The following is a 23,634-nucleotide window of genomic DNA, read 5'->3' on the forward strand; positions in this document are numbered from 1 at the left end:
GCGCCCATGATACTGTGCCTCAAGGCACGGGAAAGTCGGTCGCCGCCAGGTCTTCCAGTCACCCCTCACCACCGCGGAGTGGAGCAGCCCGGTAGCTCGTCAGGCTCATAACCTGAAGGCCGCAGGTTCAAATCCTGCCCCCGCAACCAAAACTTATCCAATATAATCAGCATGTTAAGCCGTCCGTAAGGGCGGCTTTCTGCGTTTGGGACATACGCGCAGGAAACACATAGGAAACAGACGGAAAGGTACCGGGGCGCGATTTTGTCCACTTTCACAAATGCGTGAGTGTGACTTGGGAGGTCGCCTGACTGAGCCGAACGGTGGTCTGACGCTCGTAGAGCAGCCGACATTCGGATGACAGATTCCGATCAGATGTTTCCGGAGAGCCGGAGCAGATAGGCTTCGAACATATCGGCCATGGCATCGGCATAGGCTGCGATTTCCACGTCGCTTCGGGGTGTCTCCGAGAACGCCTTGCCGACGGCACCGAAAGTCGTCCTGATGAGGTCACCCGCCAGGGTGCGCTCGTCGTTCGTAGTGTTTGGCAGGACCTCGCGCATAAAGCGCTCGATGATCTCATTCCCCGCCTGTCGCACTTCCGCGGCTTCTGGTGCATCCCGATAGAGGGGAGCGGCATCGTCGAGTGCTACACGGACGGATGCTTCCGCGCATTCCGAACGGATGAAAGCATGGGTCAGTGCTCGCAAACGCGCCAGCGGTGGTTTGCCGGCGTTGTCAAGCGTATTGCGCAGCATCGCGGTTGTCTCCCGCCATTCGTCGGTCTGGAGCCGGAACAGGATGGCGGCCTTGTTGGGGAAATACTGGTAGAGCGAACCGATGCTCACGCCGGCTTTCTCCGCCACACGGGCGGTGGTGAAGCGTGTGGCGCCTTCCTCGGCCAGAACACGAACAGCCGCTTCCAGAATCGTGGCGACAAGTGCGGCCGAACGCGCCTGGCCGGGCTGTTTGCGGACGGAAATCCTTGGGTTGCGGCGATCGGTCATGGTGTTCCGGGGAATGCGAATAGGAAACGCGATGAATTAATCGTATTTTTGCAGGGTGCGCAAGGTAACGCGCCACAGCAACCCCGTTACGGAACAGAGATCACATCATGACCCCTGATAAAGCTCCCACCCTGATGAGTGCACCAGTCGCTCCGCTGCTCGACCGGCTGTTCGCCGAGGCGGATGTGGCCACAAGCCCTGCCGTCTCCAATCTGGCTCCAGAGGAGTTGCAGCGTCTGGTCGGTAGCCGGGCTGACTATGTGCAATTCTATGGCCTCGCAAAAGACCTGTGGCTTCCCGTCTCACGAGAAACAGGCACGCTTCTTTACATGCTGGCCCGCGCCCTGCGGGCGCAGCACATTGTGGAATTTGGAACTTCCTTCGGAATCTCAACAATCCATCTTGCCGCCGCTCTGCGCGACAATGGAGGTGGCAACGTGATCACCACCGAGTTTGAACCGTCCAAGGTCGTTCGTGCGCGGCGTCATGTTGAAGAGGCCGGGCTGACCGATCTTGTGGAAATACGCGAGGGGGATGCCCTGAGAACACTCGCCGCCAATCTGCCCGAGACCATCGACCTTGTGCTGCTCGATGGAGCCAAGCCGCTTTATCCCGATATTCTTGCGCTGCTGGAAAGTAGGTTGCGTCCTGGCGCGATGATTGTTGCGGACAATGCCGATTACAGTCCGGATTATCTGGCGCGGGTGCGTTCTCCGGCCGCCGGGTATCTATCGCTGCCGTTTGACGGGGACGTCGAACTGTCGGTGAAGCTTGGCTGATTGCTGCGTTTTGTGGAGACGCATTGCCCGCGGGCAAAAACACGGACGATGATGGCCACTTAGCTGCGCGTCGCAAGCCTGCTGCTATGGAGGTGTAGGGCGTTAGAAAGGTAATAAAGCGCGTATCAGACTGTCTGCTCGAGTGGAGCAGAAAGCAGGCAATCAGTAATCGCCCTTGTCCCGGTCATTCGATGACTAATCGTGCGGTTGCCAAAACAGGCATATACCATTTCTTCGTATCACTTGAGCCGCAGGTGGTACTTAACTTGATGAGTAGCATACCTCTGCCCCGGACTGGATTTTATCCGGGGCAGAAAACACACATCCCCTATCAGGCGACGCGGATTAGTTTGCGGTTGATGAATTCCTCAATGCCGAGGAAGGATAGTTCGCGACCAAAGCCCGAATTCTTGATCCCGCCAAAGGGCAGTTCGGGGGCCGCGGCCGTGGCCGTGTTGATGAACATCATGCCGGTCTCGACCTGTTCCGCCACTTTTTCGGCGCGCGCAAGATCACAGGAAAACACAGAACCGCCAAGGCCATACGGTGAATCATTGGCCAGTTCGATGGCCTCATGTTCGGATACGACCTTGTGCACGACCGCGACGGGACCGAAAATCTCCTGATAGAAGACCGGATTGTCCTTTGATACGTTGGTCAGGATAGTCGGCTCCATGAAGAAGCCCTTGCGCTCCATCCGCTTGCCCCCGGCCACCAGCGTCGCTCCTGCCTTGACCGCTTCGTCGGTCTGCGCCAGTGCGGTGTCGAGTGCCTTTTTGCTGCTCATCGGGCCATGGGTGGTACCCTCGGCCAGCGGATCGCCAATGCGGAACTGCGTGATCGCTTTCTTTAGACCCGCGAGGAAGGCATCATAGACCTTCTCATGCACGATCATCCGCTTGGCCGCCGTGCAGACCTGCCCGTTATTGGCGAACCGGCCCCACGTAGCCCATTTGACGGCGAGTTCAAGGTCCGCGTCATCCAGCACGATGAAAGCATCGCTGCCACCCAGTTCCATCGTGTCCTTCTTCAGCGCCGCACCCGCTTCGGCCGCGACCGTCTGGCCCGCGCGTTCGCTACCCGTCAGGGCGACGCCACGGATGCGGACATCCTTGATCAGTTCAGCGGACTGGTCATTGTCGAGGAAGATATTGGTATAGACGCCAGCAGGCGCGCCCGCGTCATGGAACAGTTTTTCAAAGGCCAACGCGCATTGCGGCACGTTGGGCGCGTGCTTGGCGATGACCACGTTGCCCGCCATCAGGTTCGGCCCCGCCACGCGGGCAAGCTGATAGTAGGGGAAATTCCATGGCTCGATGCAGTAGATCACGCCTAGAGGCTGATTGATGATCTTTGCATGGCCTTCCTTGACCTTCAGATGCGTGGGAGCGAGGAATTCTGCCGCGCCATCGGCATAGAAGGACAGGATATCCGCCGTGATGTCGATTTCCTCCAGCGCATCGGGCAGGGCCTTGCCCATCTCGGTCGCGATCAGGCGCGCATGCGCCACGCGGTCACGGCGCAGCAGGTCGGCGGCCTTTGACATGATGACCTTGCGGGCTGCGATATCGCGCTTTTTCCAGTCGGTCTTCCACACATGATCCGCACGATCGACAATCGCCTTCATCTGTTCGGATGTGTGAAGTTCAAACGTGCGTTCCACGGTTTCCGTGGTCGGGTTGAGGGTCTGGTAAAAACTCATTGGTACATTTCCCTGTTTATTGATTATGGAAAGGATAGTCGGTGTAGCCATGTGCGCCGCCGCCATATAGCGTCGCCGGGTCCAGCGGATTGAGCGGCCAGTTATGTTCCAGCCGCGCGGGCAGGTCCGGATTGGCGATGAACTTCCGGCCAAAGCCGATCATGTCCGCCCAACCATGGCTCAGCACATGCTGTGCCTTGTGCAGGTCGTAGCGGCCCGCGCACAGGATGCGGCCGCCAAAGATGTCGCGCACACTGGCGCGGAAGGCGTCCGGCATTTCCGGCGCATTGTCCCAATCAGCCTCGGCCAGCGAGACATAGGCGATGCCCGCATCCGCCAGCACGCGCACGGCCTGCGTGTAGGTCTCTGCCGGATTGTCCTCCAGCAGGCCCAGATAGACGCGCTCTTCCGTGGTCGTGCCGAACAGCGGGGAAAACCGCACGCCCATCCTGTCAGGCGTGACCACGGCGGAGACGGCTTCCACCACCTCGCGCAGGAAGCGCAGGCGGTTGGACAGGCTGCCGCCATAGGCATCGGTGCGGAAATTGGCCCGTTCAGAGATGAACTGGTTGATCAGGTAGCCATTGGCGGCGTGGATCTCCACGCCATCGAATCCGGCGGATAGCGCATTACGTGCCGCCTGTGCATACATCTCCACCAGTGCATGGATTTCGGGAATGGAGAGTGCGCGTGGCATGTCGGGCGGCACCAGCTTTCCCGTGCCCGGTCCCGTGGGAATGAACACGTTTACACCTGTTGCCGCAACCGCTGATGGGGCGATCGGGGCCTCGTGACCGGGCTGCAATGCGCGGTGGGATACGCGGCCGACATGCCACAACTGTGCAAAGATGGGCCGCCGCTTTGCATGCACGGCATCGGTGACCAGTTTCCAGCCCGCGACCTGTTCAGGGGAGTAGATGCCCGGCGTCCAGGCATAGCCCTGCCCGCGGGGTTCGATCTGCGTGCCTTCGGTAATCAGGAAACCCGCCTGCGTGCGCTGCGCATAATATTCGGCCATCAATGCGTTGGCGATGTCCCCGGGCTGCGTGCTGCGGCAGCGTGTCAGCGGCGGCAGGAAGATCCAGTTTTCCAGCGACAGGTCGCCCAGTCGCACGGGGGCGAATAACGAAGATGAAGACATAATCAACCTTGTTTACAAATGCAGGCCATCCGTCCGGCCCGCATGTAAACATTGACCCAGCCTCAGGTGTGCGCAAGAACGCACATAAACCGCCACTAGTGTCAGGAATGATACCATGCCCCGCATCCGTCACACCACGCTGGCCTGCAGCCCCGGCTGTACGGTGGAAGCCACGCTCGAACTGTTTGGGGGCAAGTGGAAGGCGCTGATCCTGTACCACCTGTTCGAGGACGGGGTGCTGCGGTTTGGCGAACTGCGCCGCCGTCTGCCCAACGTCACGCAACGGATGCTGACCAACCAGTTGCGCGAACTCGAGGCAGACGGCCTGGTGTCACGCACTGTCTTCCCCGAGGTGCCGCCACATGTGGAATATGCCCTGACCGAGTTGGGCAAGACGCTGAAGCCGGTCATTCAGGCGCTCAAGACCTGGGGAGATCGCTATGCCCATTCTGTCCAGCGGAACACAGCCGCAGATTGAGATTAACGGCTAAGCGTTATGGATAGTTTCTGCAGCAACCTGCCTGTCTGCTCAGTGATGCAGGAGCAGACAGGCAGCAGTCGCCTCATCCCGGACATACAAGCCCCCATTCGCCAAGCTCCTAAGCGGACAGTCCGCAATCACCATGAGCTGATGGAGTTTCCTCCCACCCGAGTGCATTCTCCGCTCGGCTGCATAAAAGCAGCCCCTTCTGAGAACGTATCATAGAACAAGACATGTCAGATGGGGTGGAAGGCCTCCTTGCGGCATTGATGTGCCATACCGGCGGTTGATAAACCTTCTGAAGGAGACCGCCCACCCCAACTGACAGCTAGCGGCGCGACCACGACTGGTGGTGGAACGACAATTGGTGGTCCAGCATAAATCCACGGCCAGACCTCCGCCGGAGCGGCACTCAGCATGGTCGCGGCGAATGCCGCGGCTAGCAACTTCCATCCGATGCTATCAGGCATTGTTCTGGTCCACTCTGAACACGCGAACGATTGAGGACGCCCAAACCTGCCTTTCTGCATTTTTGATACCTCTTGACACCATGCACGGAGTTCCCAGATTGAATTTGCCGGCCGCCGAAGGGGTCGGCAGACAGAACTATCAGTTTTGATCTTGTGTCCATGTTGCTCAAAGGAGGATATGGCTATGAGAGCCACCGTTGATTTTGCTCCCCTGTTCCGTTCGAGCGTGGGTTTTGACAGAATGCTCAATGCCCTTGATCTCGCCAGCCGGATTCCGACGGTCGATAACTGGCCGCCTTACGATATCGTCAAGACCGGTGAGGATGATTACCGGATCGACATGGCGGTTGCCGGACTTGCCGAGGCCGACCTTACGATCACACAGGAGCGCAATACTCTTGTCGTGACAGGACGAAAGGCGCCGGAGCCGCGAAGCGCCGCCGAATATCTTCATCGGGGTATTGCGGGCAGAGAATTCGAACGCCGCTTCGATCTGGCCGAGCATATGAAAGTCACCGATGCGCACTTCGAGAACGGACTTCTGTCTATTACTCTGAAACGTGAGATACCCGAAGCGATGAAGCCGCGTCGTATCGCGATTACGTCCTCTACAACACGTGCGGAGGAAGCCGTACCCCAGATCGAGGCGCGGAAAGAGGCAGCCTGATGGCGTGACGAAAACTCTCCCCCGGCCATTCATCCGGCCGGGGAAGAATCTCGAAAGGTCATGAGCATGAAGAGGATGAAAATATCTCTGTCGTGCGCTGCTCTGGGCTTGTCTCTACTGAGCCAGTCGGGCGCACATGCTGGTGATATTGTCCGGACGGCTGCAACATCGTTCAATGCGAGGGCGACTGAGGGCACGTCCACAATCCCCAAAACCGGGGCTCGCACTCATTACGAAGACGGCACGGGTGATATGCTGGTCGACAGCTTGAACGCAAGCCAGTTGGATCAGAACTACAAGGGGCCGGTCTATTATCCCGGACAACCCATTCCGCCGTTCCGGCCCATCGACACAGATCATCTGGCACCGTCAGGGCCAGAGACGCCGGAGAAGACGTCCTCATCGCACGGGACGTAGTGGGGATTGAGTAAAGGCGGCGTTATAGACCGCCTTTACCTCGATTCTTCAGGATGAAGACCGTTCAGGCTCACAGCGGGGCGCAGGATTATCTTCGAGATGCGCCTGTTCCCTGGCATCGCGCGCGACACGCGCATCCTGCTCGCGGACCAGCCAGTAGACGACGCCCAGCGCCAGAACAGCCGCCGAGAGAGCGAACAGTTCCATGGCAGTCACATCATGCATATCCAGCAGGATGAATTTGCGGGCAATCGCCAGGAGGGCGATCAGGACGATGGTCCGTACTCGGATGACGTTCTCATGCTGGGCAAGAACGACCAGCAGGGAGTGTTTGAATTCAAGGGCGATGATAACAGTAAAGATCGCGCCAAAAATCGCCTGGAAGATCGTCTGGTTGATCGGATCGATTCCGACATCGACGACCAGATGCCATACCGCGCCGATCAGATGAATCGTCGCGATGGCGGTGACCAGCATGATGAGCGCAATCAGGGTCAGAATGATCGCCTGTTCAAAACGCTCGTAGAATGTCAGGCCCCTGAACAGCTTGATGAAGTGGGACCAGTCCCTGCTCTGCCAGGAACGTTTCATGGAGAGGTCTTCCATAGCCGTTTTCCCATCTATGAATTGAGTTATAGTTCCTACGTCGTGGCCCTTCCGGCGCACATCCGGTTCAAAGCCGCTGCCAGCGTGGCAGGCGACAGGACAATGTTCTGGCATGGTCTCGCACGCCTTTTGGCAAGGCTAATGTCAGCTGGTTTTCGAGGTCTCCCAACGACATACCCAGGGTCTTAGCCATGTGCATGCGGTCAGCGACAGGCAGGAGTTTTCGGACCACGGCGACGGTCGTCACTTCCGGATAAGACGCGGTTCTCCAGCGAGAAATCCGATCATAAATCCGGTGGTCAGCCGCCCGACGCATGAGGACGTCATATCCCTGGTCTTTTTCCTGGTCACCGAGATAGTCGGCCAGCAGGACCGCCAGTTCTGTGTCGATCTGAACGCTCGAAAGCGACATAATTCTGTTCGGCCTGCCCGCGCGAAGAGTCATGATGCAGTCCTCAGGCCGGCCCGCGTGTCGCGCGATATCAGAGCCGTCGCATCCAGAGGGCTGACGCTCAAGCCCGAAACAGTGGCGGTGACGTCGACATGCACGGACCCGAACAGATGCAGGAGGGCGGCCTGAGGCGTATAGGCGCCCTTGACGGCTGCCGAGGTCCGGCCGTCCATAAGGATTGGGTCGACAAGGACCGGGCACCCGGTCTGCCGGCCCAATATCTCGATGGCGCGGGCCAGTGGCATGGATGGAATGTTCACCGGCTGCTTTTCTGTCTCGCACGACAGCACATCATGCGGCGCATGAGCCGATGCCTGCGAGGCCATTCCGACCAGCAGCATGAGGACGAGACCCACAGCGACGTGTGGTCTCTCCCTCTGCCGAAGGCGCCGAGGTTGTTTGGCCGTCTGTTCCGCTCGCTCCGTCTCTCCGGCGGAATGCGACCAAACTGGCCTCATTGTCCCCAGTGAACGGGGCACGGGGGGATGGTTATTCCAATAGTGCTGAAGCGCCTTCAGGTTGAGAAAATGGATAAAGCTCGACATCTCCCTGTTCTTGCTGCTTTTGATTTCATCTTCAGAGACGCGGGGCCTCCGATGCAAGGCCCCGCTCCACCCTCTCATTCCTGCGGTCGTTCCAGAAAAGACGGCGTTTCCGCTCGGAGAAGGCGTTTCTGATCTACCCGACGCGGTCAGTGCCTTACGCGGCGACCGAAACTGGCGGTGCGGCTCTTGCCCGCACGGGGAGACGGAACGCGAGATCAGAAGCCAGGGGATCACACCCGGCAGGGGCGACCGCGCCCGTCTGGACCAGACGTTCCAGCGTGGCGCGAAGTCTGATCCCCGGTATACCGGTATGGGCCACCAGAGACGTCAGCGTCACGCCACGTCCGTCATGACTGAGGCGACGAAGCATGGAGAGGACACGCGGAGCTAGCGGATCGTCTCCGAAAAGGGGGCGCGTTACCATGATACGCCTCCCTCAAGTCGGTTGCGCCATCTCCGGGCGGCTGTGCGCAAGGAGCGGCGATAGCGGGAATAAAGTCCTTTCAGTGTCGACATCCACATCCTCCGAAAGCAACATGGACTTCAGTTGTCTGGCTCACAGAGCCTATGCCGGACCCTATGGCGTCCGGCGAAAGCAAGATTGGAAGAGATGCTTGCCTCGTCAAGGGGTACGAAATCCAGATTGTTTTTCATGAATAATTTTATTATTTATATTTGTATTTATTTTTTGTGGTTATGTTGCGGACGGAAATTACAGGGGGCTTGTTGATATTCGTTGAACATCATGGCGATGATCGCAGAAAATCAATATATTTTCCTTCTATGATGGTGGCCCGGGGTTTTCCGGCCACCACCTGTCTTATAGAGCGCTTCCAGCGTGTCCGTTCGTCGGGACTTCCGTCAGCGTCTCGACGGCGGGGGTGAGAGCCGTCGAACCAGCCTTTTGATCTCCGAGATTGTCAACTGCTATCGGCGCGGCTAGCGCCGCACAGGCGTTGCTTCCGGTGCGTGACACATGAACGATTGGCGCCGCCTGACCGTCTGATGTGATCGTGATCGTCTGCGTACAGGCGATGGGTCCACCGGTGCTGACCGCCTCGAAACGCTGCCAGGACATGCTCTGTTTCGGGAGATCATGACTAACAGCCGGAACGGCGCGCAGGGCACCGCCCAGCCGCGAGCCCAATGTCCGATCGACCGCCTCCATGAGAGCCATATTGCGTGCCATCATGCGATTAACGGCGTCGAACATGTCGATATCAGGCAATGCCGCTGTCGTCGCGATGCCCTGGACCGGGACCAGGATACCGACCTGATGTCCCCGTGCATCAACGACGCGCAACGTATCCTGAGCCTGCGCAGGCAGGGCAGCCGCGCCGCAGGCCAGTGTAGCAACAAAGACGCCAGCCTGAAACATACGAGAAAAATGCATTTTGGAATCCTCCGTGTCTGTTAAGCAGTGTCGGACGACGGCAGGAATATGGGCTGGGTAAATAGCGCCAGCAAGAGGTGGAGGAAGACTACATTGATCGTCTGATCCGGATATGAGCGTGTATAGGCGTCCACACCAGAGGGATCCGGATCGGTCCACACCGTCTCGTCGCATGCGCAGTCCGGGCTACCGACCCTTCGGCTTGCGGCCGCCACAGACGACGTCATCACCGCGCGCTCCACACCACTCCGGATCGCCGCACGCAGCACCCGTCGCCCTCTTCTCGATGGCCAGCCTATAAAGACGGGCAACGTCGAGCACATGCGCTGCAGGCCAGAAATTGCTCCCATCTCCCACATAGGCGCAGGTCCCATTTGCACGAAAAATCTCGATCAGCGGTGTGATGAGCCCCTGCTTTGCCCTCTCGTGAACCTGGGGAAGCCGCACCACCGAAGCGCGGATAGAGACGATATGCGCGATCGTGCAGTGGCAATGTCAGTAACGTTTTGGTCTGCCACGTCCTTGGCTGATTGAGTTTTCGCATGTGCAGCATGGACGGATCTCAGGTATTACGGCGACCAATTCTCCAATGTGGATGGTCGTTGTCAGGGAGTCCAGCCAGATCAGGATCGATCATCTCACGATCCGCAACCCGGCCTCGTGCAGCAGACTGTCTCGATGACCGATCCCGTTGCTCCAGTAACATCAACGACCCCGCATATTCATGATGTGACCATAACAGATCTGACTGCGATAAATGCCAAGACAGCCGGCGTTGGGTTAGGTTTGCCCGAGGCAGCGATTGAGGGGATGTCCTTGAGACATGTTCGGTTATCGGCCCAGAAAGGCCTTCAGCTTAGTCATGTTAGCGGACGTTCCTTTGGAGGCACGCTCACAGTCCAGACGCCTCCACTTCTTCAGTGTGGATCTGCTGTGCACATGGAGGGATCAGGCCTGTGCTGTCCGGATGAGAGACGCGTTCATGAATGGGTTTTTACTCGACATAATTGACCGTCTGTCGACTCAGAAAAAACAAAGCAGACAGGCGGCAGTCGCCTACATGTCGGACAATCCGAAACACAAACGAATGACCGCAAAGCGGACGATGCAGGCCCATCTTGCCTGGGTGATTTTTATTCTCTCAGGCGAGTATCAATGCCCGCCAGATTCAGTTCGATCCGAACTGGCGTTTCTTTTCCGAAGGCCTGATGAAGCGCGTGGCGAGCAACAGAGTACCATGAAATAACGCGAGCAATCCAAATGTTTCGGCATAAGCCTCTGACACGACATGAGACGGAGCGACTGTCGCAAGCCGCCACCCAAGGAATGTGGCGCACGCTGTAATCAATGTCGGCCCTCCGATCCTTTGCATGATGTTCAGCGCAGTTGTCGCCATCGGAATATCCGCGCGGGCGATCGAAGCGTATCCCGCGCTCATCGCCGGAATGCCGACGGCACCCCCGCCGCCGCCACGCAGCAACAATGCTATGCTCAGCAGGGCAACGTTCAGACCGCTATAGGCAAGCACCACCAAAATCACTGTTCCGACCAACGAGATAAGAGCCCCGCAACCGGTCAGATCGCGCGCGTCAAACCGGTCACTCAGACGCCCAATGAGCGGATAGACGCACATCATCCCCAGACCCAGGGGTGCCATGAACAGGCCCGTCCGCTCGGGCGAGACACCGCAGGAGTGGATCAGCCATATGGGTAGAAGCATCTGACCAGCGAACGATACCCCGTTCGTCAGAAACATGATGATCGCCGACACCGAAAAGGCAGGCGCACGCAGCAGGCGCAGGTCGATCAGCGCGTCATCACCCTTGCGTCGCGCGGATCGGACATACAGGACGAACAGCACGAGGGAGGCGCCTAAGGTCGCCTGTCCATAAGGCCGGGCGACATGATCCATGCCGTAAAGAAACGAGACGAGAGCGGGCGCGAGAAATCCTAGCCCTGTCAGGTCAAGTGGACGGGGGCGCTCGTCATGCCGATCGTCAGGGAGAAACAGAACGGCAAGGGCAAAAGCCGCAAGCCCGACCGGCACATTGAGAAGAAAGATCCATCGCCAGGACGCGATGGAGAGAATGGCACCGGCGACGACGGGTCCAAGAAGCGGCGCGAGCAGAACAAGTGCCGTCATCGCGCTCGCGACCCTCGGCATCTGTCGGCCCGCCACACGAGCTACCGTCATCTGAGCCATAGGGGCGAGCAGTCCGCCCGCCATGCCTTGCAGCAGACGGAATACGATCAGGGACGGCGCAGACCACGCTAGTGCGCACAGGCCTGATGTCAGCGTGAAGGCACCGAAGCACCATAAATAGACCGCTCGCCCCCCGAGGCGGCTTACGAGCCATCCATTCAGTGGCAACGTCAGGGCGAGCGCCAGCAGATAGCCGCTGACCACCCATTGAATGTGTGAAAACGGAGCGTGCAGGGTCGCGACGAGATCTGGTAGCGACACATTGACGATCGTGGCGTCCAGTTGCGCCATGAAAGATCCGACCGCCGCGACGCTCACGATTTTCCAGGTGCCCGGAGGCAGTTGATCCGGGTCTAAGGCTGGCAACGACGTTCTGGCGTTCATGAATGATCTCGCGGGAAACCGTGAGACGCGCAGACATGAGCCATGCGTTTACGCATCCAGCGCGATCGCGTCGCTCGTCGTCACCCGGCCAAGACGGGGAAAAATCTCTTCGCAGGCAAAGCGCTGCATCTCTTCGGTGAATGTGGACATGACATCCTCGACGAGCACGACGTTATATCCGTGCTCATGCGCCGCTCTGGCGGTAGATTCCACACCCAGATTGGTGGCGATTCCACCGACCACGATGGTCGTGATCCCGCGTCGCCGCAGTTGGAGGTCAAGATCCGTGCCGTAGAAGGCACCCCACTGCCGTTTCGTGATGCGCAGATCGGTTGGTTCGGCAAGCCCGTCGACCAGTTCAATCCAGTCGGGTGCAAAACCGCCTGGCGGCGAAAAGGAGCGATCGACGACCGTATGCACCGCGTCCGCAAAGTCCAGCGCGAACGCGACGTTGACCAGAATGACCGGAGCGCCGGCAGTTCGGAAACGCGCCGTGAGTTCTTTCGATCGCTCAACAATCAAAGCACCCGGTGTCGGAGCCAGGGGAAGCCCCGTAATGCCCTTCTGGAGATCGATCAGGACAAGAGCCGTCTTGGTGGCTTGAAGCGAAATCATGGAGAAACATCCCTGTCGGCGTTAGAACCGCCATCCCGAACCATTGTCCGGAACACGCGGTAACGTTAGTAAGTTGAGTAGACACTCAAGCAGGAGAATTATTTGAGGATGGACTCAAATTCGTCAAGGGGTAAAAGAACGTCTCTTCAGCCGCTGCGTGCGGCTGGGCGTCAGCGCGTTGAGGAATTGCTGGAGGCCGCGTCTGATCTCATGGCGGAACGAGGGTACGAGGCCACGACCATGGCGGAGATCGCCGCGCGCGCCGGGGCGAAGATCGGCTCGCTCTATCGTTTCTTTCCAAACAAGGAGGCGGTCGCGGACGCTTTGGTGCAGCGGCATATCGCCGTTCTGGAAGACGAATACGCGGCACTCGCCAAACGTGCCGCCACGCTGTCGCCCGAAGCATTGGCGGACGTCCTGATCGAGTTGCTTGTCACGCTTTATCCTCGCGTGAAATCCCTGTCCGCGCTGATGGAGGCCCGGACCGACAGGATGGAGATTCGCGAACGTGCACGAGGACATGCGATAGTTGGAATTGCGGCTGCGTTGCGTGTCTGTGCACCAGGGTTGGGTGAGATGCTGGCGAAAGACATTTCTGCGGTCGTTCTGAACACTATGAAAGTGTTGCGCGGTATGCTCTCGAAGGACGCGCCCACGATGCCAGGTGCGCCTGACGAATTGCGGCGGATGCACCGTCTTTATCTCGCGGACCGGCTGGAGCCGTTTCGGCGCACTTTAGACAGTATAACGGAGGCGGAGCCATAATTTCGCGGATTGGTGCAGTATTCGCCCCACGACCTAAGAGCCTTGGCGCTGTCCCGGAGAGCGAGATGTCATGGCAGCTTATGCCTCCATGCCGGCTATACAGCCGTTAAGGTTGTTCGCCTGAAAACGGACTTTATTACAAGGTTGATTTTGGGGAACCAAAATTAATCCTTGTGTCCACAGGAATTACGCGGTCGTGTATGATACAAATACCAAGAAACCCGCATGTGATGCAAAGTCGTGTGTGCAGGCCAACTTTGCGTTACGCAGATATAAATTGAGATAGTAAGATTAAGATAATGAGTGTTCCTTACATTGCAACATCGGAAGAACGTGCTCTGCATCAAGCAATCAGTAATCTTACGTTGAAAATTGCACGTCCTCTAATTCGATATAATGACAAAAAATCCTGGCCAAAACTGCTATCAGGAGGATCGTGTTTTATCTTACGCTTTGATTGCGGGTTAATTGGCGTGACTGCGAATCATGTTGTTGAGGTATTTGAGGCAGATAGAGAAGAAAACGTAAGCAACACATGCCTGCTCAGGACTGTTCGTTTCGATCTTCTGAACAAGATTATTGACCGGAATACAGATCTCGATATTGCAACATTTTCGGTCACCGAAAATGAATTGGCTGAAAGTGAAGCGCAGGCGCTGGATTGTCGTGGCGCGAACTGGCCGCCCCCAAAGCCTCTTGAGAGCGCCCCTATCAGCTTTGGCGGCTTTCCGGAAGAATGTGCAATACCGTCACTGCCAACCAACGCTGTGTTTGCCGGATTTGTATCACTTACCTATGTGCAAGATATAACCCAGCGCGAAATTATTGCGACCTATGACTCGAACCGAGATAGTCGAGTTATAATTGATGAACGCTTACCAGATGTCGGGGCCAATCTTAGTGGTTGCAGCGGTGGTCCGGTAATTGTGCATTATGAACGCAATATGACTCATCACTATTGTCCGGTTGGTATGATAATAGTCGGAGCAAAAGGAGAGGGCACCGGCTTGATGGCAGGATGGGATATGTATCGTTTTCGTCGCATCCATTTTATTCAGCCCGACGGTTCAATCCTCATCCAGCCTAGTAACAGTTTCTGAACCAATCGGATTTTCGCGAAACGTCCGCTTTTTTTGCCCAACTCACCTGACAGCGGACTGTCCGCGTACCCCCCCGATCTGCCTGTCTGCTCAATGAATGGCAGCAGACAGCCTGTAGCCGCCTTCATCCTCGACATACAAGGCGCGATAAAGATTTCCAAAACCGGACATGTGCGCGTGGCAAGTCCGACATACTCGCGTATGCCGTCACCGTTGTTCCCGTCTGCCAGTAATTTCCGCTCATGTGCCTCACGATGCTGCGCATATTGGTAATTATACTGTAGCAAAATGAACCTACATCTCTGGACAAACACCTGAGCGAGCGCATGGTTAAGTGGTTCAACTTGATGGAATGATGCCCCGCATGCGCCGCTGATTGACGGCGCGCTTCATCACACCTCAACGCCAGTTCAGTCCTGCGCGGCACGACGATCAAATGCGGCGCGGGCCTGTTCAAGGGCGGGACGGTTCTCGCGTGCCCAACTTGCCAGGGCTGCCAGAGGTCCTGTCAGGCTTTGCCCCAATGGGGTCAGACAGTACTCAACCTTCGGCGGGACGGTAGCATAGGCTTTGCGAGCCACCAGTCCATCGCGTTCGAGCCCGCGCAGAGTGATGGTCAGCATCCGGTGCGAGATGCCGGGGATGCGGTGCTTCAACGCATTGAAACGATGGGTGCCTTCTGAGAGATGGCCACAGACCATGACCGTCCACTTGTCGCCAATGCGTGCAATCACCTCTGCTAGGCCGCGACATTCAGCTTCTACATTTTCCATTGCTACTCCTTGGGGCGACAGGAACCTGGGTGTTCTTGACGCATGAATTCATGCGTACTTGTTAGCTTATAGGAACAAATTTATCCTAAAGAACCATAAATAACCATGGAATCTGATGATGAAAATAGGTGTGAGCGGTGCCAGCGGCCAGCTCGGTAGCGCAGTTGTTCAGGCGTTGGCGGAAACGGTTGCGGCCGAAAACTTGGTGGCGATTTCGCGCACCCCCAAGACCGATCGAACCTACGCAGGTCGCTTAGGCGACTACGACCAATCCGAGACATTGGTGGCGGCCTATCAGGGCCTAGATCGCCTGTTGTTGATTCCGGGGGCTGATCTGCGGCCGGGGATTCGTTCGCGCCAGATGTTGGCGGCCGTGGATGCCGCTGCACAGGCCGAGGTCGGTCACGTCTTCCTGTTGTCGGCAACCGGGACGCAGCGTGAGGGGGAGTCCGCCGTTGGGGCGGCGTATTGGCACAGTGAGCAGGCGTTGATCAAGAGCGCGATCCCCGCATGGACGATACTGCGTATGAGCTATTTTTCCGAGACGCTGGTCGAAGAGGTGCGGATGTCTTTGACGGCAGGCGGGCTTGCGATGCTTGAGGACAGCCGCGTCAGTTTCGTTTCGCGCGGCGACGTGGCCAAAGCTGCCGCCGCCGCATTGACCAGCGAGGGCCACGAGGGCGCCATATATCAGCTGACAGGCTCTGAAGCCCTGCGTGGTGAAGCGGTCTGCAGACTGGTCGCACAGCAGATCCAGCGGCCCTTTGCCTTGAACGTTATGCCCGCCGAGGTGTTGCGAGCCGGGTTGCTCAAAACGGGTCTGCCTGACGTGGTTGCCGATGCCGTGGTATCGATGAAGGCGCGGCAGGCGCGTGGCGCCTACGACATCGTCAGCGGTGACATCGTGCGTTTGACCGGAGGCACGCCGTGTTCCCTGGCCGAAATTCTGGCGAGTATCGCCGGAGGACTGGGGCAGTCGTAGCACCGCACTTGCTGGGTGCTTTGCTGCGCCATTCGACGGAGGTCCGCGCCACCGGTGCAAGTAGGCTTGGAATTGCGGGTACATGACCACGTTGGAGGCGTAGTTCAGCAAGAGGTCAGGTCCAACTGGATGTCGGCGTTGCCAGGGCACTCGACCAGATGGCTTTCCAGGGCGATGGCGTCCGGGGCGGCTAGCAACTGTGTTTGAGCGGCCTCTCGTCACAATCACCAACGCTATCCTCAAAAGCGGAGTGCCATGGCGCATTAGCTCCGCCGCTTAAACACTGTTGCTAATTCAGACCGTCACGAGGCTCAACGAAAGTGCTATTCCTCTCACTGTCGAACCGATCGCGTGCCGTTCTGAATGCCGCAGCGTTGTCAATAATCCACCGCCAAAGAGGCATCATTCCTACGAGCAGCCCCTTTCCCAACGGAGTGAGAGTATAATCCACCCGTGGCGGGACCTCACCGTAATCATGGCGAATAATAAGACCGTCGCGTTCTAACTGACGAAGAGAACGCGTCAACATACGCTGGGTAACTCCCTCAAGCCGCCGCGCCAGCTCTGCGTGCCGCAGAGTACCAGCAACACCAAGAATATGGACAATACCGAGTGACCATCTGTTGCCGGCATGCGCAAGCACTTCTCGCTTCAACCCGCCATCGTTGTCACTGAGAGCAGCACAGGCTGCCTGCGACTGAGCCATCACGGCATCGAAGTCCAGATTATCGAACGGTATCACTCGTGTACCTTCTTCTCATTGCTACATCATGTCTTATTTTAACTTCATAATTATAAGGAATTCCTGATGCCAGAGATGAAGACCCCTGTCGCTGAAACCCTTGTCATCGGCGCCGGAGAGCTTGGGCTTGCTGTCATCACCGGCCTGCTTGAACAGAACGCGGAATGCACTCGGTCAATCAGCGTTCTTCTCAGACCATCAAGCGCAAGCACCAGAACGGATATTGCGCGACAATTAAAGCAAAAAGGCCTGCAGATCGTTTATGCTGATCTTTCGACGGAAACGGTAGAGGACCTCTCCGCCCTCTTCGCCAAGTTCAATACAATTATATGTTGTACCGGGTTTGTTGGTGGCCCCGGTACACAGCGTAAAATTACCAGTGCTGTCCTGAAGGCTGGGGTGGGCCGTTATGTGCCGTGGCAGTTTGGTGTCGATTACGATGTTGTTGGACGTGGTAGCGGGCAGCCAGTATTTGATGAGCAATCAGACGTAAGGGTCCTGCTGCGCGGTCAATCTGCGACCCAATGGATAATCATTTCGACAGGAATCTTCACCAGCTTTCTGTTTGAGCCAGCTTTCGGTTTGGTGGATCTTCAAGGCGCCAAGATTCGCGCACTCGGCAGTTGGGATAACCGTCTGACGGTGACCACTTCCGAAGATATAGGACGACTTACAGCGAGCATCCTCGCCCATAAACCGCCGATCCAGAACGAGGTGGTTTACGTTGCCGGGGATACATTCTCCTACGCTCAACTCGCCGAAAAGATGGAGCACTACCTTGGCCGCCCTGTCATTCGGGAACTGTGGGATATGGATAGGCTACGCGCAGAAGTCGCCGCACACCCTGATGACGGAATACGGAAATATCGTCTTGCGTTCGCACGCGATACTGGCGTGGCATGGGACAAGAAACAGACTTTCAACGCTTTACAGGGCATTGAAGTAACCGACGTCATGACCTGGCTAAAACGCCAGCAACGTCATGTAGCTTAAACCACTCACTGTTTGCGACATCTGAATTCCGGGAGACACAAGCTCTGCATCAATCCTAGCCATTCGCCCCTTGGTTTACTTGCAGAGCGTGGCCGGAGCATGCCGTTCTGCTAGCCTCTGATGGAAGTCAGCATGAAGTGCTGCAAGTGTAATCTGGCCAAAACGCGCGAGAAGTTGGGCCTTAACATCGGCCAGGACGCCACTCATGGCGTGGTTAACAGCTTCTTCGACAAGGCACTCAGTCTCCACACTCCGGTTCCCTATGGCGAATAATCTTGGGGCATCAAGAGCCTCGTAAATATCTCGCAGCGTTACCTGATCCAACTGGCATGAAAGCGTCCACCCGCCGCCATGTCCTTTTTCGGAGTGTACATATCCATGCTCACGCAGACCGCCCATAAGACGTCGCACAACCACGGGGTTGGTGTTAAGGGCGCGAGCCAGGGCTTCTGACGTCATGGGGCCACCTGCTTCTGCCATGTGCAGGAGTACGTGGAGCGCACAGGATAATCTGTTATCTTGTCTCATGTAACTTCATGTGTTGCTAGAGTGCGATTTCGTCAGTATATCATGAAACTCGAAAAGTGACATGAAAGTGTGTGCGAACACTCTTACTTCGAGGACATGCTGTATGAATTTGCTCGAAATTCTGACAGTCGGCGTCGTGGCGACTGCTGCATCCGATATCTGGCAACAGGCCCAGAAACCATTGACTGGAATTCCTGCAGCCAACTGGCCTGTCACCGGCCGCTGGGTCATAGGGTGGCGTGACGGCAGGATCTATGACCCAATGATTGGAAAAAGACCCTCCCTGAAAGGAGAGGCGCCTGTCGGCTGGGTATTTCATTACCTAATTGGTGCTGTTTATGCCGCACTGTACCTCAGTTTTGTGGCGGTCATAGCAAAGACAGTCCCCACATTGTTAAATGGTTTGCTCTTCGGACTTGTTACCCTTTTAGCGCCTTTTCTGTTTATGAAACCTGCTCTGGGCGGCGGTTTTTTCGGGCTTAGGGCTCCCAATCCTGGAAAAGGACTATTTCTCAGCATAAGCGCTCATGCTGTCTTTGGAATGGGACTGTATTTAGGTGAACTTTTTTACCAAGGTGTTTTCTGAAACCTTATTCATAGAGTGATTACAGTTTTCTATAATTACGAGGACTGACACCTGTCACTCTGCGGAAGACCTGAGCAAAGTGACTTGGACTGTCGTATCCGATCCTCAAGGCAATCTCGATAATGGAAAGATTGGTCTTACGAAGCATTTCTGATGCTTTCTGGACGCGGCGCTGCATGAACCAACCAGAGGGGGTTTGTCCCGTGGTTGTGCGGAATAAGCGACTGAAGTGAAAACGGCTCATGCCACACAAAGCAGCGAGACAATCCAAATCAAATGGTTCAGCCAGATGTGCTTCCATATGATCAAGAACTTTACGCAGTTTCCATGTGGGCAAGAGAGTGGATCGTCGCTTTATCTTAGCCTTGGTATCAGCATACTGTCTTAAAAGATGAACTGTCAGACTTTCCAGAAGGCCATTTACAAATAAGGGATTTGCAATAACGGAAGATTGCATTTCAGCTATCAGACCACTCAAAATTCCTGATATGAAAGCATCTTCCCCGCCCGAAACATCCCACATTCGAATACGGGATGAATTCAGATTTAATGACATGGCAGCTCGATCGACAAGCTCAAGTCCAAGATAGAGATGCAACACCTCAAAACAAGTGTCTTCCTTGCCCTGCCAACGCATCAGATAGGGTGTGTCCGTCTGCGTGAGGTAAAATGTTCCTGCTCTTGCCTTGCTCTGCTGCCAAGTCCCTGTCAGTTCACGCTCTTCGACATTTGCTTCTCCGCGGATAACCCAAACAAGCAGGGGTTCTGCGACGGCAGGTACAAGAATTTCGTCTTTTTGTACCGGGCGAGTGAATATCTGGACGTCAACATCCTTCCAGACATCCCCTTTACTTTGCGCGACTTTCTTCCCGGGGAGAAGTTGCTCCAGTGTCAAACTGGCAGCACGCCGAGAAGGAAGGCGGGACAAAACCATCTGCTACACTCTCTCATTTCCATGCGCGACTATCTATAGCGCAAAATCGCAATAGTTTCAGCAAGAAGCCAAGCGAGATATCTTCTGGCATAATTTACACCTCCTTCGACAATTAAGGCCGATTGAAGGCTCGTCGTGTGGAGAAGATTATGAATATTGCAGGAAGAATTGCTCTGGTGACCGGAGCATCCAGTGGCATTGGTGCGGCAACAGCGCGCAAACTTGCAGCAGAAGGAATGACAGTCGGCCTGGCGGCACGTCGTCATGATCGCCTGGAGACGCTTGTTAGTGAAATTACCAAGGCTGGCGGTCGAGCCATTCCTCTGGTGACGGACGTTACTGATCTTGTCTCGTGTCAAGAAGCGGCAAAGAGCTTGATCGCCCAATTTGGAAGGATTGATGTTCTGGTCAACAATGCAGGCCTGATGCCCCTATCCAGCGTTGACAGCCTGAAAGTGGACGAATGGCAGCAGATGGTGGACGTCAATATATCCGGTGTTCTTAATGCAACGGCAGCCGTTCTTCCGCAGATGATCGCACAGCATTCGGGCCATATTTTCAACATGTCCTCAATTGCAGGCCGGAAAGTCTTTACGGGTCTCTCCGTTTATTGCGCCACCAAGGCTGCGGTAACAGCGTTTTCAGACGGCCTCAGAATGGAGATCGGACCAAAGCATAATATCCGCGTTACCTGCATTCAGCCGGGAGCCGTAAAATCGGAGCTTTACGACCACATTACAGATGCTGATTCCCGCAAACAGATGGATGACCTTGCAGCGTCCATGACCTTTCTCGAAGGCGAGGACATAGCAGACAGTATTCTTTTTGCTCTGAAATCACCTGCACGTATGGATGTTGCAGAATTGTTTGTTCTTCCGACTGAACAGGGATGGTGAACAGAAACTGATTGCTAACCGAGCTTAGGAGACAGACATCCTACCGTCGACAAGAGGCTTAAGGCTGGAAAGCCTCTTGAAGCTCAGTCACAAAGACCCGCAGTTTGGGTGTCATAACCGGACTTGCGTTATAAAGCAGGTGCATGGGCCTGTCCGGAACTGTCCACCTCGGCATAAGCCGGACAAGCCGTTTGCTTTTAACATCTGGAAGCAGGGCCTGCTCATAACCCAGTAGAATGCCATCGCCAGCGAGTGCTGCAGAATGCAGAACACTTGAATCATTACTGATTATCCGCCCGGAGACGGTGACAGGCCGCGTAACGCTTCCTTGAGAAAAGTGCCAGGTCGTTACAGGGCCGCCGGAATTTTCATACACGAGACACTCGTGGCGCATCAGATCTTCGGGCTGCTCTGGAAAACCGTGTTTTTCCAGATAGGTTTGAGCTGCACAGATGACCCGACGATAGGCCGTCAAAGGGCGACTGACCACTGTAAGGTCCGTCTCAAGTTCACCAATTCGGATCACAGCCTCATGACCGTCCATTGTGGGGTGAATCAGTTGGTCTGTCAGTGACAAATGGACTTGAATTTCTGGATATCTTTTCTGAAAATTGTGAACAAATGGCAGCAATACTGTTCGCCCGAAAGTGACGGGTACACTGACAGATAATGTACCGCGGGGTGTGCCAAGCGTATTGGCTGCCAGACTGTCAGCTCGTTCAGCAGCCTGCAGAACAAGCCGACATTGCTCGCAATAGAGCCGTCCTGTTTCAGTCAGACTTTGCCGACGTGTCGTTCGATGCAACAGGCGAGCACCAAGGTGATGCTCCAGAGCCTCTATATGCTTGGCCACCATCTGCGGCGACAAAGTCAGATGCTGGGAGGCCGCAGCAAAAGATCCCAATTCCACAACCTTGATAAAAATCTTCATGCTGGTTAACCGGTCAAGCATTCACCATCCTCAGTTGTGACTGATGTCTTGTATCGACAATTTATCCAGCGAAAAAGAGGAATATGCTGAAGGCTTCGAGCGATTGGCAAGTCCAGTTCTGATGGAGTCTTTCGAAATGCCTGTTTATCTTGTGCGCATGGACCACCCTGACGGCGAGGGATGGGGACAGCATGTCGCAGCACACGTATTGTATCTCAGGCGCCTTATTCAGGAAGGTAGTCTGCTGGCCTCCGGTCCGTTGAAAGGCACCCCACTGCGCTCCGGCTTTCTGATTATGAAAGGTGCCAATCGGCAGGAGATTGACGCGATGATTGCCGGTGATCCCTTTGCATCAGAAGGTTTGATTTGTGATCTGCGCATTGAAGAATGGGACCCGCTATTCGGGTGCCTGTCAAACCATGCAACTGGCAAACTCCCGCAAGAATTGAAGTCTCTTTTCCCTTCATGACAACAGCGCTGTGTCTTTTGAGAAATAAAAACGAAAAGAGGGCCTTGGGATTATGAACGATCTTCAGTGGTATACTGTAGGGGATGCCCGCATACTAAAAATACAGGATCTGACGCTAGCAGCACTCACTCCAGAACTCTTGCTTCCTGACTGGGATGATGCAACGGCACTTCAGGCTTATCCTGATCTGTCTGAAACGCTGGATGCTTCAGAAACGAAAGTCCTTTTGAGCGTTCATAGCTGGCTCATCAAGGATCGCGGTCGGAACATTCTTGTGGATACGGGGGCCGGGAATAGCAAGGCTCGACCTGCTGCTCTGTTTTTCGATCACTTGCAGACCGTGTGGCTTGAAAATCTGATGCGCGCTGGCGTCCGACCAGAAGATATCGATTTTGTTCTTCTCACCCATCTGCATGTTGATCACGTGGGGTGGAACACACGCCTGCAAAATGGCATCTGGGTTCCGACCTTCCCGAATGCCCGATATGTCTTTTCTAGAGCCGAATATGATTTTTTCAGTAATCCGGCTCATGATAGCGTCCGCAATAAAACCAGTTTCATGACACGCATTGATAGCGTTGATCCGATTATCTCGGCGGATCTTGCGGATCAGATTGACGTAGACGGATCCGAAGTTCTTGAAGGAATCTCCTTTCACCCCACACCTGGGCATACGCCCCATCACGCGTCTCTCGTGCTGAAATCAGGTATGGAGCGTGCGCTCTTCACGGGTGATGTCATGCATCACCCCATTCAGGTATGTATTCCGGAGTGGAGTGCCGTTTTTGATGCAGATCCTCAGATAGCCATCATATCGCGAAAATGGGCTTTGAATTATGCTGCCGAACACACCGCAGCAGTATTCACATCGCATTTTCCGATGACATCCGCTGGAAAAGTGATGACATACGACCAGGGAAGGGGTTGGTCTTTCCTCTAGGGCTGCCATTATGTCCGCTGTTCACCTCGTTCAATTCCATTGCGGACATTCCGCTTTCCTGAAGAGTTTCGGGCGCCGTGAGGCGTACGAAAGTCGGGGAGGACCGAACCCGCGACACCGGGACTCAGTTATGG

Annotated in this window: 27 protein-coding genes and 1 tRNA gene; 12 read left to right on the forward strand and 16 right to left on the reverse strand. The window is 55.8% G+C overall.

Annotation, left to right across the window (positions count from 1 at the left end; translation table 11 throughout):
• Positions 1-72 precede the first annotated feature (72 nt).
• A tRNA-Met gene (locus MSKU9_RS16245) sits at positions 73-149 on the forward strand.
• 222 nt (positions 150-371) lie between these two features.
• Here MSKU9_RS16245 and MSKU9_RS16250 read toward each other — a convergent pair.
• The gene (locus tag MSKU9_RS16250) at positions 372-1,007 is read right to left on the reverse strand and encodes a TetR family transcriptional regulator (protein WP_141262422.1); all 636 of its coding nucleotides are present in this window, start codon (positions 1,005-1,007) and stop codon (positions 372-374) included.
• A 107-nt stretch (positions 1,008-1,114) separates the two neighbouring features.
• Here MSKU9_RS16250 and MSKU9_RS16255 point away from each other — a divergent pair, with 107 nt between their 5' ends.
• Complete coding sequence (locus MSKU9_RS16255; RefSeq protein WP_141262423.1) at positions 1,115-1,786, forward strand: O-methyltransferase; 672 nt, start codon at positions 1,115-1,117, stop codon at positions 1,784-1,786.
• 331 nt (positions 1,787-2,117) lie between these two features.
• Here MSKU9_RS16255 and MSKU9_RS16260 read toward each other — a convergent pair whose 3' ends face one another.
• Positions 2,118-3,488, reverse strand: coding sequence for an NAD-dependent succinate-semialdehyde dehydrogenase (locus tag MSKU9_RS16260; RefSeq protein WP_141262424.1), 1,371 nt, complete (start codon positions 3,486-3,488; stop codon positions 2,118-2,120).
• 16 nt (positions 3,489-3,504) lie between these two features.
• Positions 3,505-4,629 carry an alkene reductase gene (locus tag MSKU9_RS16265; RefSeq protein WP_141262425.1) on the reverse strand — a complete coding sequence of 375 codons (1,125 nt, stop codon included), beginning with the start codon at positions 4,627-4,629 and terminating at the stop codon, positions 3,505-3,507.
• A 115-nt stretch (positions 4,630-4,744) separates the two neighbouring features.
• Between MSKU9_RS16265 and MSKU9_RS16270 the strand changes: the two genes are divergently transcribed.
• The gene (locus MSKU9_RS16270) at positions 4,745-5,107 is read left to right on the forward strand and encodes a winged helix-turn-helix transcriptional regulator (RefSeq protein WP_025811845.1); all 363 of its coding nucleotides are present in this window, start codon (positions 4,745-4,747) and stop codon (positions 5,105-5,107) included.
• A 657-nt stretch (positions 5,108-5,764) separates the two neighbouring features.
• Positions 5,765-6,247: an Hsp20 family protein gene (locus MSKU9_RS16280; protein WP_141262426.1), complete on the forward strand. Its 483-nt coding sequence runs from the start codon at positions 5,765-5,767 to the stop codon at positions 6,245-6,247.
• 465 nt (positions 6,248-6,712) lie between these two features.
• On the opposite strand, the gene MSKU9_RS16290 is transcribed toward MSKU9_RS16280, so the two are convergent.
• From MSKU9_RS16290 to MSKU9_RS16330, 8 genes are all read right to left on the reverse strand, one after another.
• The gene (locus MSKU9_RS16290) at positions 6,713-7,270 is read right to left on the reverse strand and encodes a phosphate-starvation-inducible PsiE family protein (protein WP_141262428.1); all 558 of its coding nucleotides are present in this window, start codon (positions 7,268-7,270) and stop codon (positions 6,713-6,715) included.
• Between the two features lie 67 nt (positions 7,271-7,337).
• Positions 7,338-7,715, reverse strand: coding sequence for a hypothetical protein (locus MSKU9_RS16295; RefSeq protein WP_141262429.1), 378 nt, complete (start codon positions 7,713-7,715; stop codon positions 7,338-7,340).
• The gene (locus MSKU9_RS18655) at positions 7,712-8,062 is read right to left on the reverse strand and encodes a hypothetical protein (RefSeq protein ID WP_227001087.1); all 351 of its coding nucleotides are present in this window, start codon (positions 8,060-8,062) and stop codon (positions 7,712-7,714) included. Before MSKU9_RS18655 ends, MSKU9_RS16295 begins: the two co-directional genes overlap by 4 nt.
• Positions 8,063-8,420: 358 nt before the next feature.
• Positions 8,421-8,690: a hypothetical protein gene (locus tag MSKU9_RS16305; protein ID WP_141262431.1), complete on the reverse strand. Its 270-nt coding sequence runs from the start codon at positions 8,688-8,690 to the stop codon at positions 8,421-8,423.
• Positions 8,691-9,086: 396 nt separating this feature from the next.
• The gene (locus MSKU9_RS16310) at positions 9,087-9,659 is read right to left on the reverse strand and encodes a hypothetical protein (RefSeq protein ID WP_141262432.1); all 573 of its coding nucleotides are present in this window, start codon (positions 9,657-9,659) and stop codon (positions 9,087-9,089) included.
• A gap of 186 nt (positions 9,660-9,845) precedes the next feature.
• Positions 9,846-10,139 carry an NAD-dependent epimerase/dehydratase family protein gene (locus tag MSKU9_RS18965; protein WP_331000171.1) on the reverse strand — a complete coding sequence of 98 codons (294 nt, stop codon included), beginning with the start codon at positions 10,137-10,139 and terminating at the stop codon, positions 9,846-9,848.
• A 688-nt stretch (positions 10,140-10,827) separates the two neighbouring features.
• Complete coding sequence (locus tag MSKU9_RS16325; RefSeq protein WP_141262433.1) at positions 10,828-12,246, reverse strand: DHA2 family efflux MFS transporter permease subunit; 1,419 nt, start codon at positions 12,244-12,246, stop codon at positions 10,828-10,830.
• A gap of 48 nt (positions 12,247-12,294) precedes the next feature.
• Positions 12,295-12,861 (reverse strand): hydrolase, encoded by a 567-nt coding sequence (locus MSKU9_RS16330; protein WP_141262434.1) that lies wholly within the window; start codon positions 12,859-12,861, stop codon positions 12,295-12,297.
• Positions 12,862-12,969: 108 nt separating this feature from the next.
• On the opposite strand from MSKU9_RS16330, the gene MSKU9_RS16335 reads away from it, so the two are divergent.
• On the forward strand, positions 12,970-13,626 hold the full coding sequence (locus MSKU9_RS16335; protein ID WP_141262435.1) for a TetR/AcrR family transcriptional regulator: 657 nt from the start codon (positions 12,970-12,972) through the stop codon (positions 13,624-13,626).
• A 299-nt stretch (positions 13,627-13,925) separates the two neighbouring features.
• Positions 13,926-14,726 carry a hypothetical protein gene (locus MSKU9_RS16340; protein WP_058988286.1) on the forward strand — a complete coding sequence of 267 codons (801 nt, stop codon included), beginning with the start codon at positions 13,926-13,928 and terminating at the stop codon, positions 14,724-14,726.
• 410 nt (positions 14,727-15,136) lie between these two features.
• On the opposite strand, the gene MSKU9_RS16345 is transcribed toward MSKU9_RS16340, so the two are convergent.
• Positions 15,137-15,499, reverse strand: coding sequence for a winged helix-turn-helix transcriptional regulator (locus tag MSKU9_RS16345; RefSeq protein ID WP_007284623.1), 363 nt, complete (start codon positions 15,497-15,499; stop codon positions 15,137-15,139).
• Positions 15,500-15,614: 115 nt separating this feature from the next.
• On the opposite strand from MSKU9_RS16345, the gene MSKU9_RS16350 reads away from it, so the two are divergent.
• Entirely contained in the window at positions 15,615-16,481 is an 867-nt protein-coding gene (locus MSKU9_RS16350) for an NAD(P)H-binding protein (protein ID WP_061470493.1), read from the forward strand.
• Positions 16,482-16,770: 289 nt separating this feature from the next.
• Here the strand turns inward: MSKU9_RS16350 and MSKU9_RS16360 are convergent, their stop codons facing one another.
• The gene (locus MSKU9_RS16360) at positions 16,771-17,187 is read right to left on the reverse strand and encodes a winged helix-turn-helix transcriptional regulator (RefSeq protein WP_227001091.1); all 417 of its coding nucleotides are present in this window, start codon (positions 17,185-17,187) and stop codon (positions 16,771-16,773) included.
• A 102-nt stretch (positions 17,188-17,289) separates the two neighbouring features.
• Between MSKU9_RS16360 and MSKU9_RS16365 the strand changes: the two genes are divergently transcribed.
• A complete protein-coding gene (locus MSKU9_RS16365; protein ID WP_141262436.1) occupies positions 17,290-18,216 on the forward strand; it encodes an aromatic alcohol reductase in 927 nt (308 codons plus the stop codon).
• 75 nt (positions 18,217-18,291) lie between these two features.
• On the opposite strand, the gene MSKU9_RS16370 is transcribed toward MSKU9_RS16365, so the two are convergent.
• Positions 18,292-18,744 (reverse strand): Rrf2 family transcriptional regulator, encoded by a 453-nt coding sequence (locus tag MSKU9_RS16370; protein WP_082782260.1) that lies wholly within the window; start codon positions 18,742-18,744, stop codon positions 18,292-18,294.
• A gap of 103 nt (positions 18,745-18,847) precedes the next feature.
• On the opposite strand from MSKU9_RS16370, the gene MSKU9_RS16375 reads away from it, so the two are divergent.
• Positions 18,848-19,330, forward strand: coding sequence for a DUF2938 family protein (locus MSKU9_RS16375; RefSeq protein WP_061470491.1), 483 nt, complete (start codon positions 18,848-18,850; stop codon positions 19,328-19,330).
• Between the two features lie 19 nt (positions 19,331-19,349).
• Here MSKU9_RS16375 and MSKU9_RS16380 read toward each other — a convergent pair whose 3' ends face one another.
• Complete coding sequence (locus MSKU9_RS16380; protein WP_141262437.1) at positions 19,350-20,264, reverse strand: helix-turn-helix domain-containing protein; 915 nt, start codon at positions 20,262-20,264, stop codon at positions 19,350-19,352.
• A 137-nt stretch (positions 20,265-20,401) separates the two neighbouring features.
• Between MSKU9_RS16380 and MSKU9_RS16385 the strand changes: the two genes are divergently transcribed.
• Positions 20,402-21,160 (forward strand): SDR family oxidoreductase, encoded by a 759-nt coding sequence (locus MSKU9_RS16385; RefSeq protein WP_227002534.1) that lies wholly within the window; start codon positions 20,402-20,404, stop codon positions 21,158-21,160.
• A gap of 58 nt (positions 21,161-21,218) precedes the next feature.
• Here MSKU9_RS16385 and MSKU9_RS16390 read toward each other — a convergent pair whose 3' ends face one another.
• Positions 21,219-22,112, reverse strand: coding sequence for a LysR family transcriptional regulator (locus MSKU9_RS16390; protein WP_141262438.1), 894 nt, complete (start codon positions 22,110-22,112; stop codon positions 21,219-21,221).
• Positions 22,113-22,212: 100 nt separating this feature from the next.
• Here MSKU9_RS16390 and MSKU9_RS16395 point away from each other — a divergent pair, with 100 nt between their 5' ends.
• Together MSKU9_RS16395 and MSKU9_RS16400 are read left to right on the forward strand one after the other, a co-directional pair.
• Complete coding sequence (locus MSKU9_RS16395; protein WP_035375192.1) at positions 22,213-22,560, forward strand: YciI family protein; 348 nt, start codon at positions 22,213-22,215, stop codon at positions 22,558-22,560.
• A 52-nt stretch (positions 22,561-22,612) separates the two neighbouring features.
• Entirely contained in the window at positions 22,613-23,500 is an 888-nt protein-coding gene (locus tag MSKU9_RS16400) for an MBL fold metallo-hydrolase (RefSeq protein ID WP_061470488.1), read from the forward strand.
• The last annotated feature ends 134 nt before the right edge of the window (positions 23,501-23,634 follow it).

The sequence above is a fragment of the Komagataeibacter diospyri genome (assembly GCF_006538165.1).
GTDB classification, from domain to species: Bacteria; Pseudomonadota; Alphaproteobacteria; order Acetobacterales; family Acetobacteraceae; genus Komagataeibacter; species Komagataeibacter diospyri.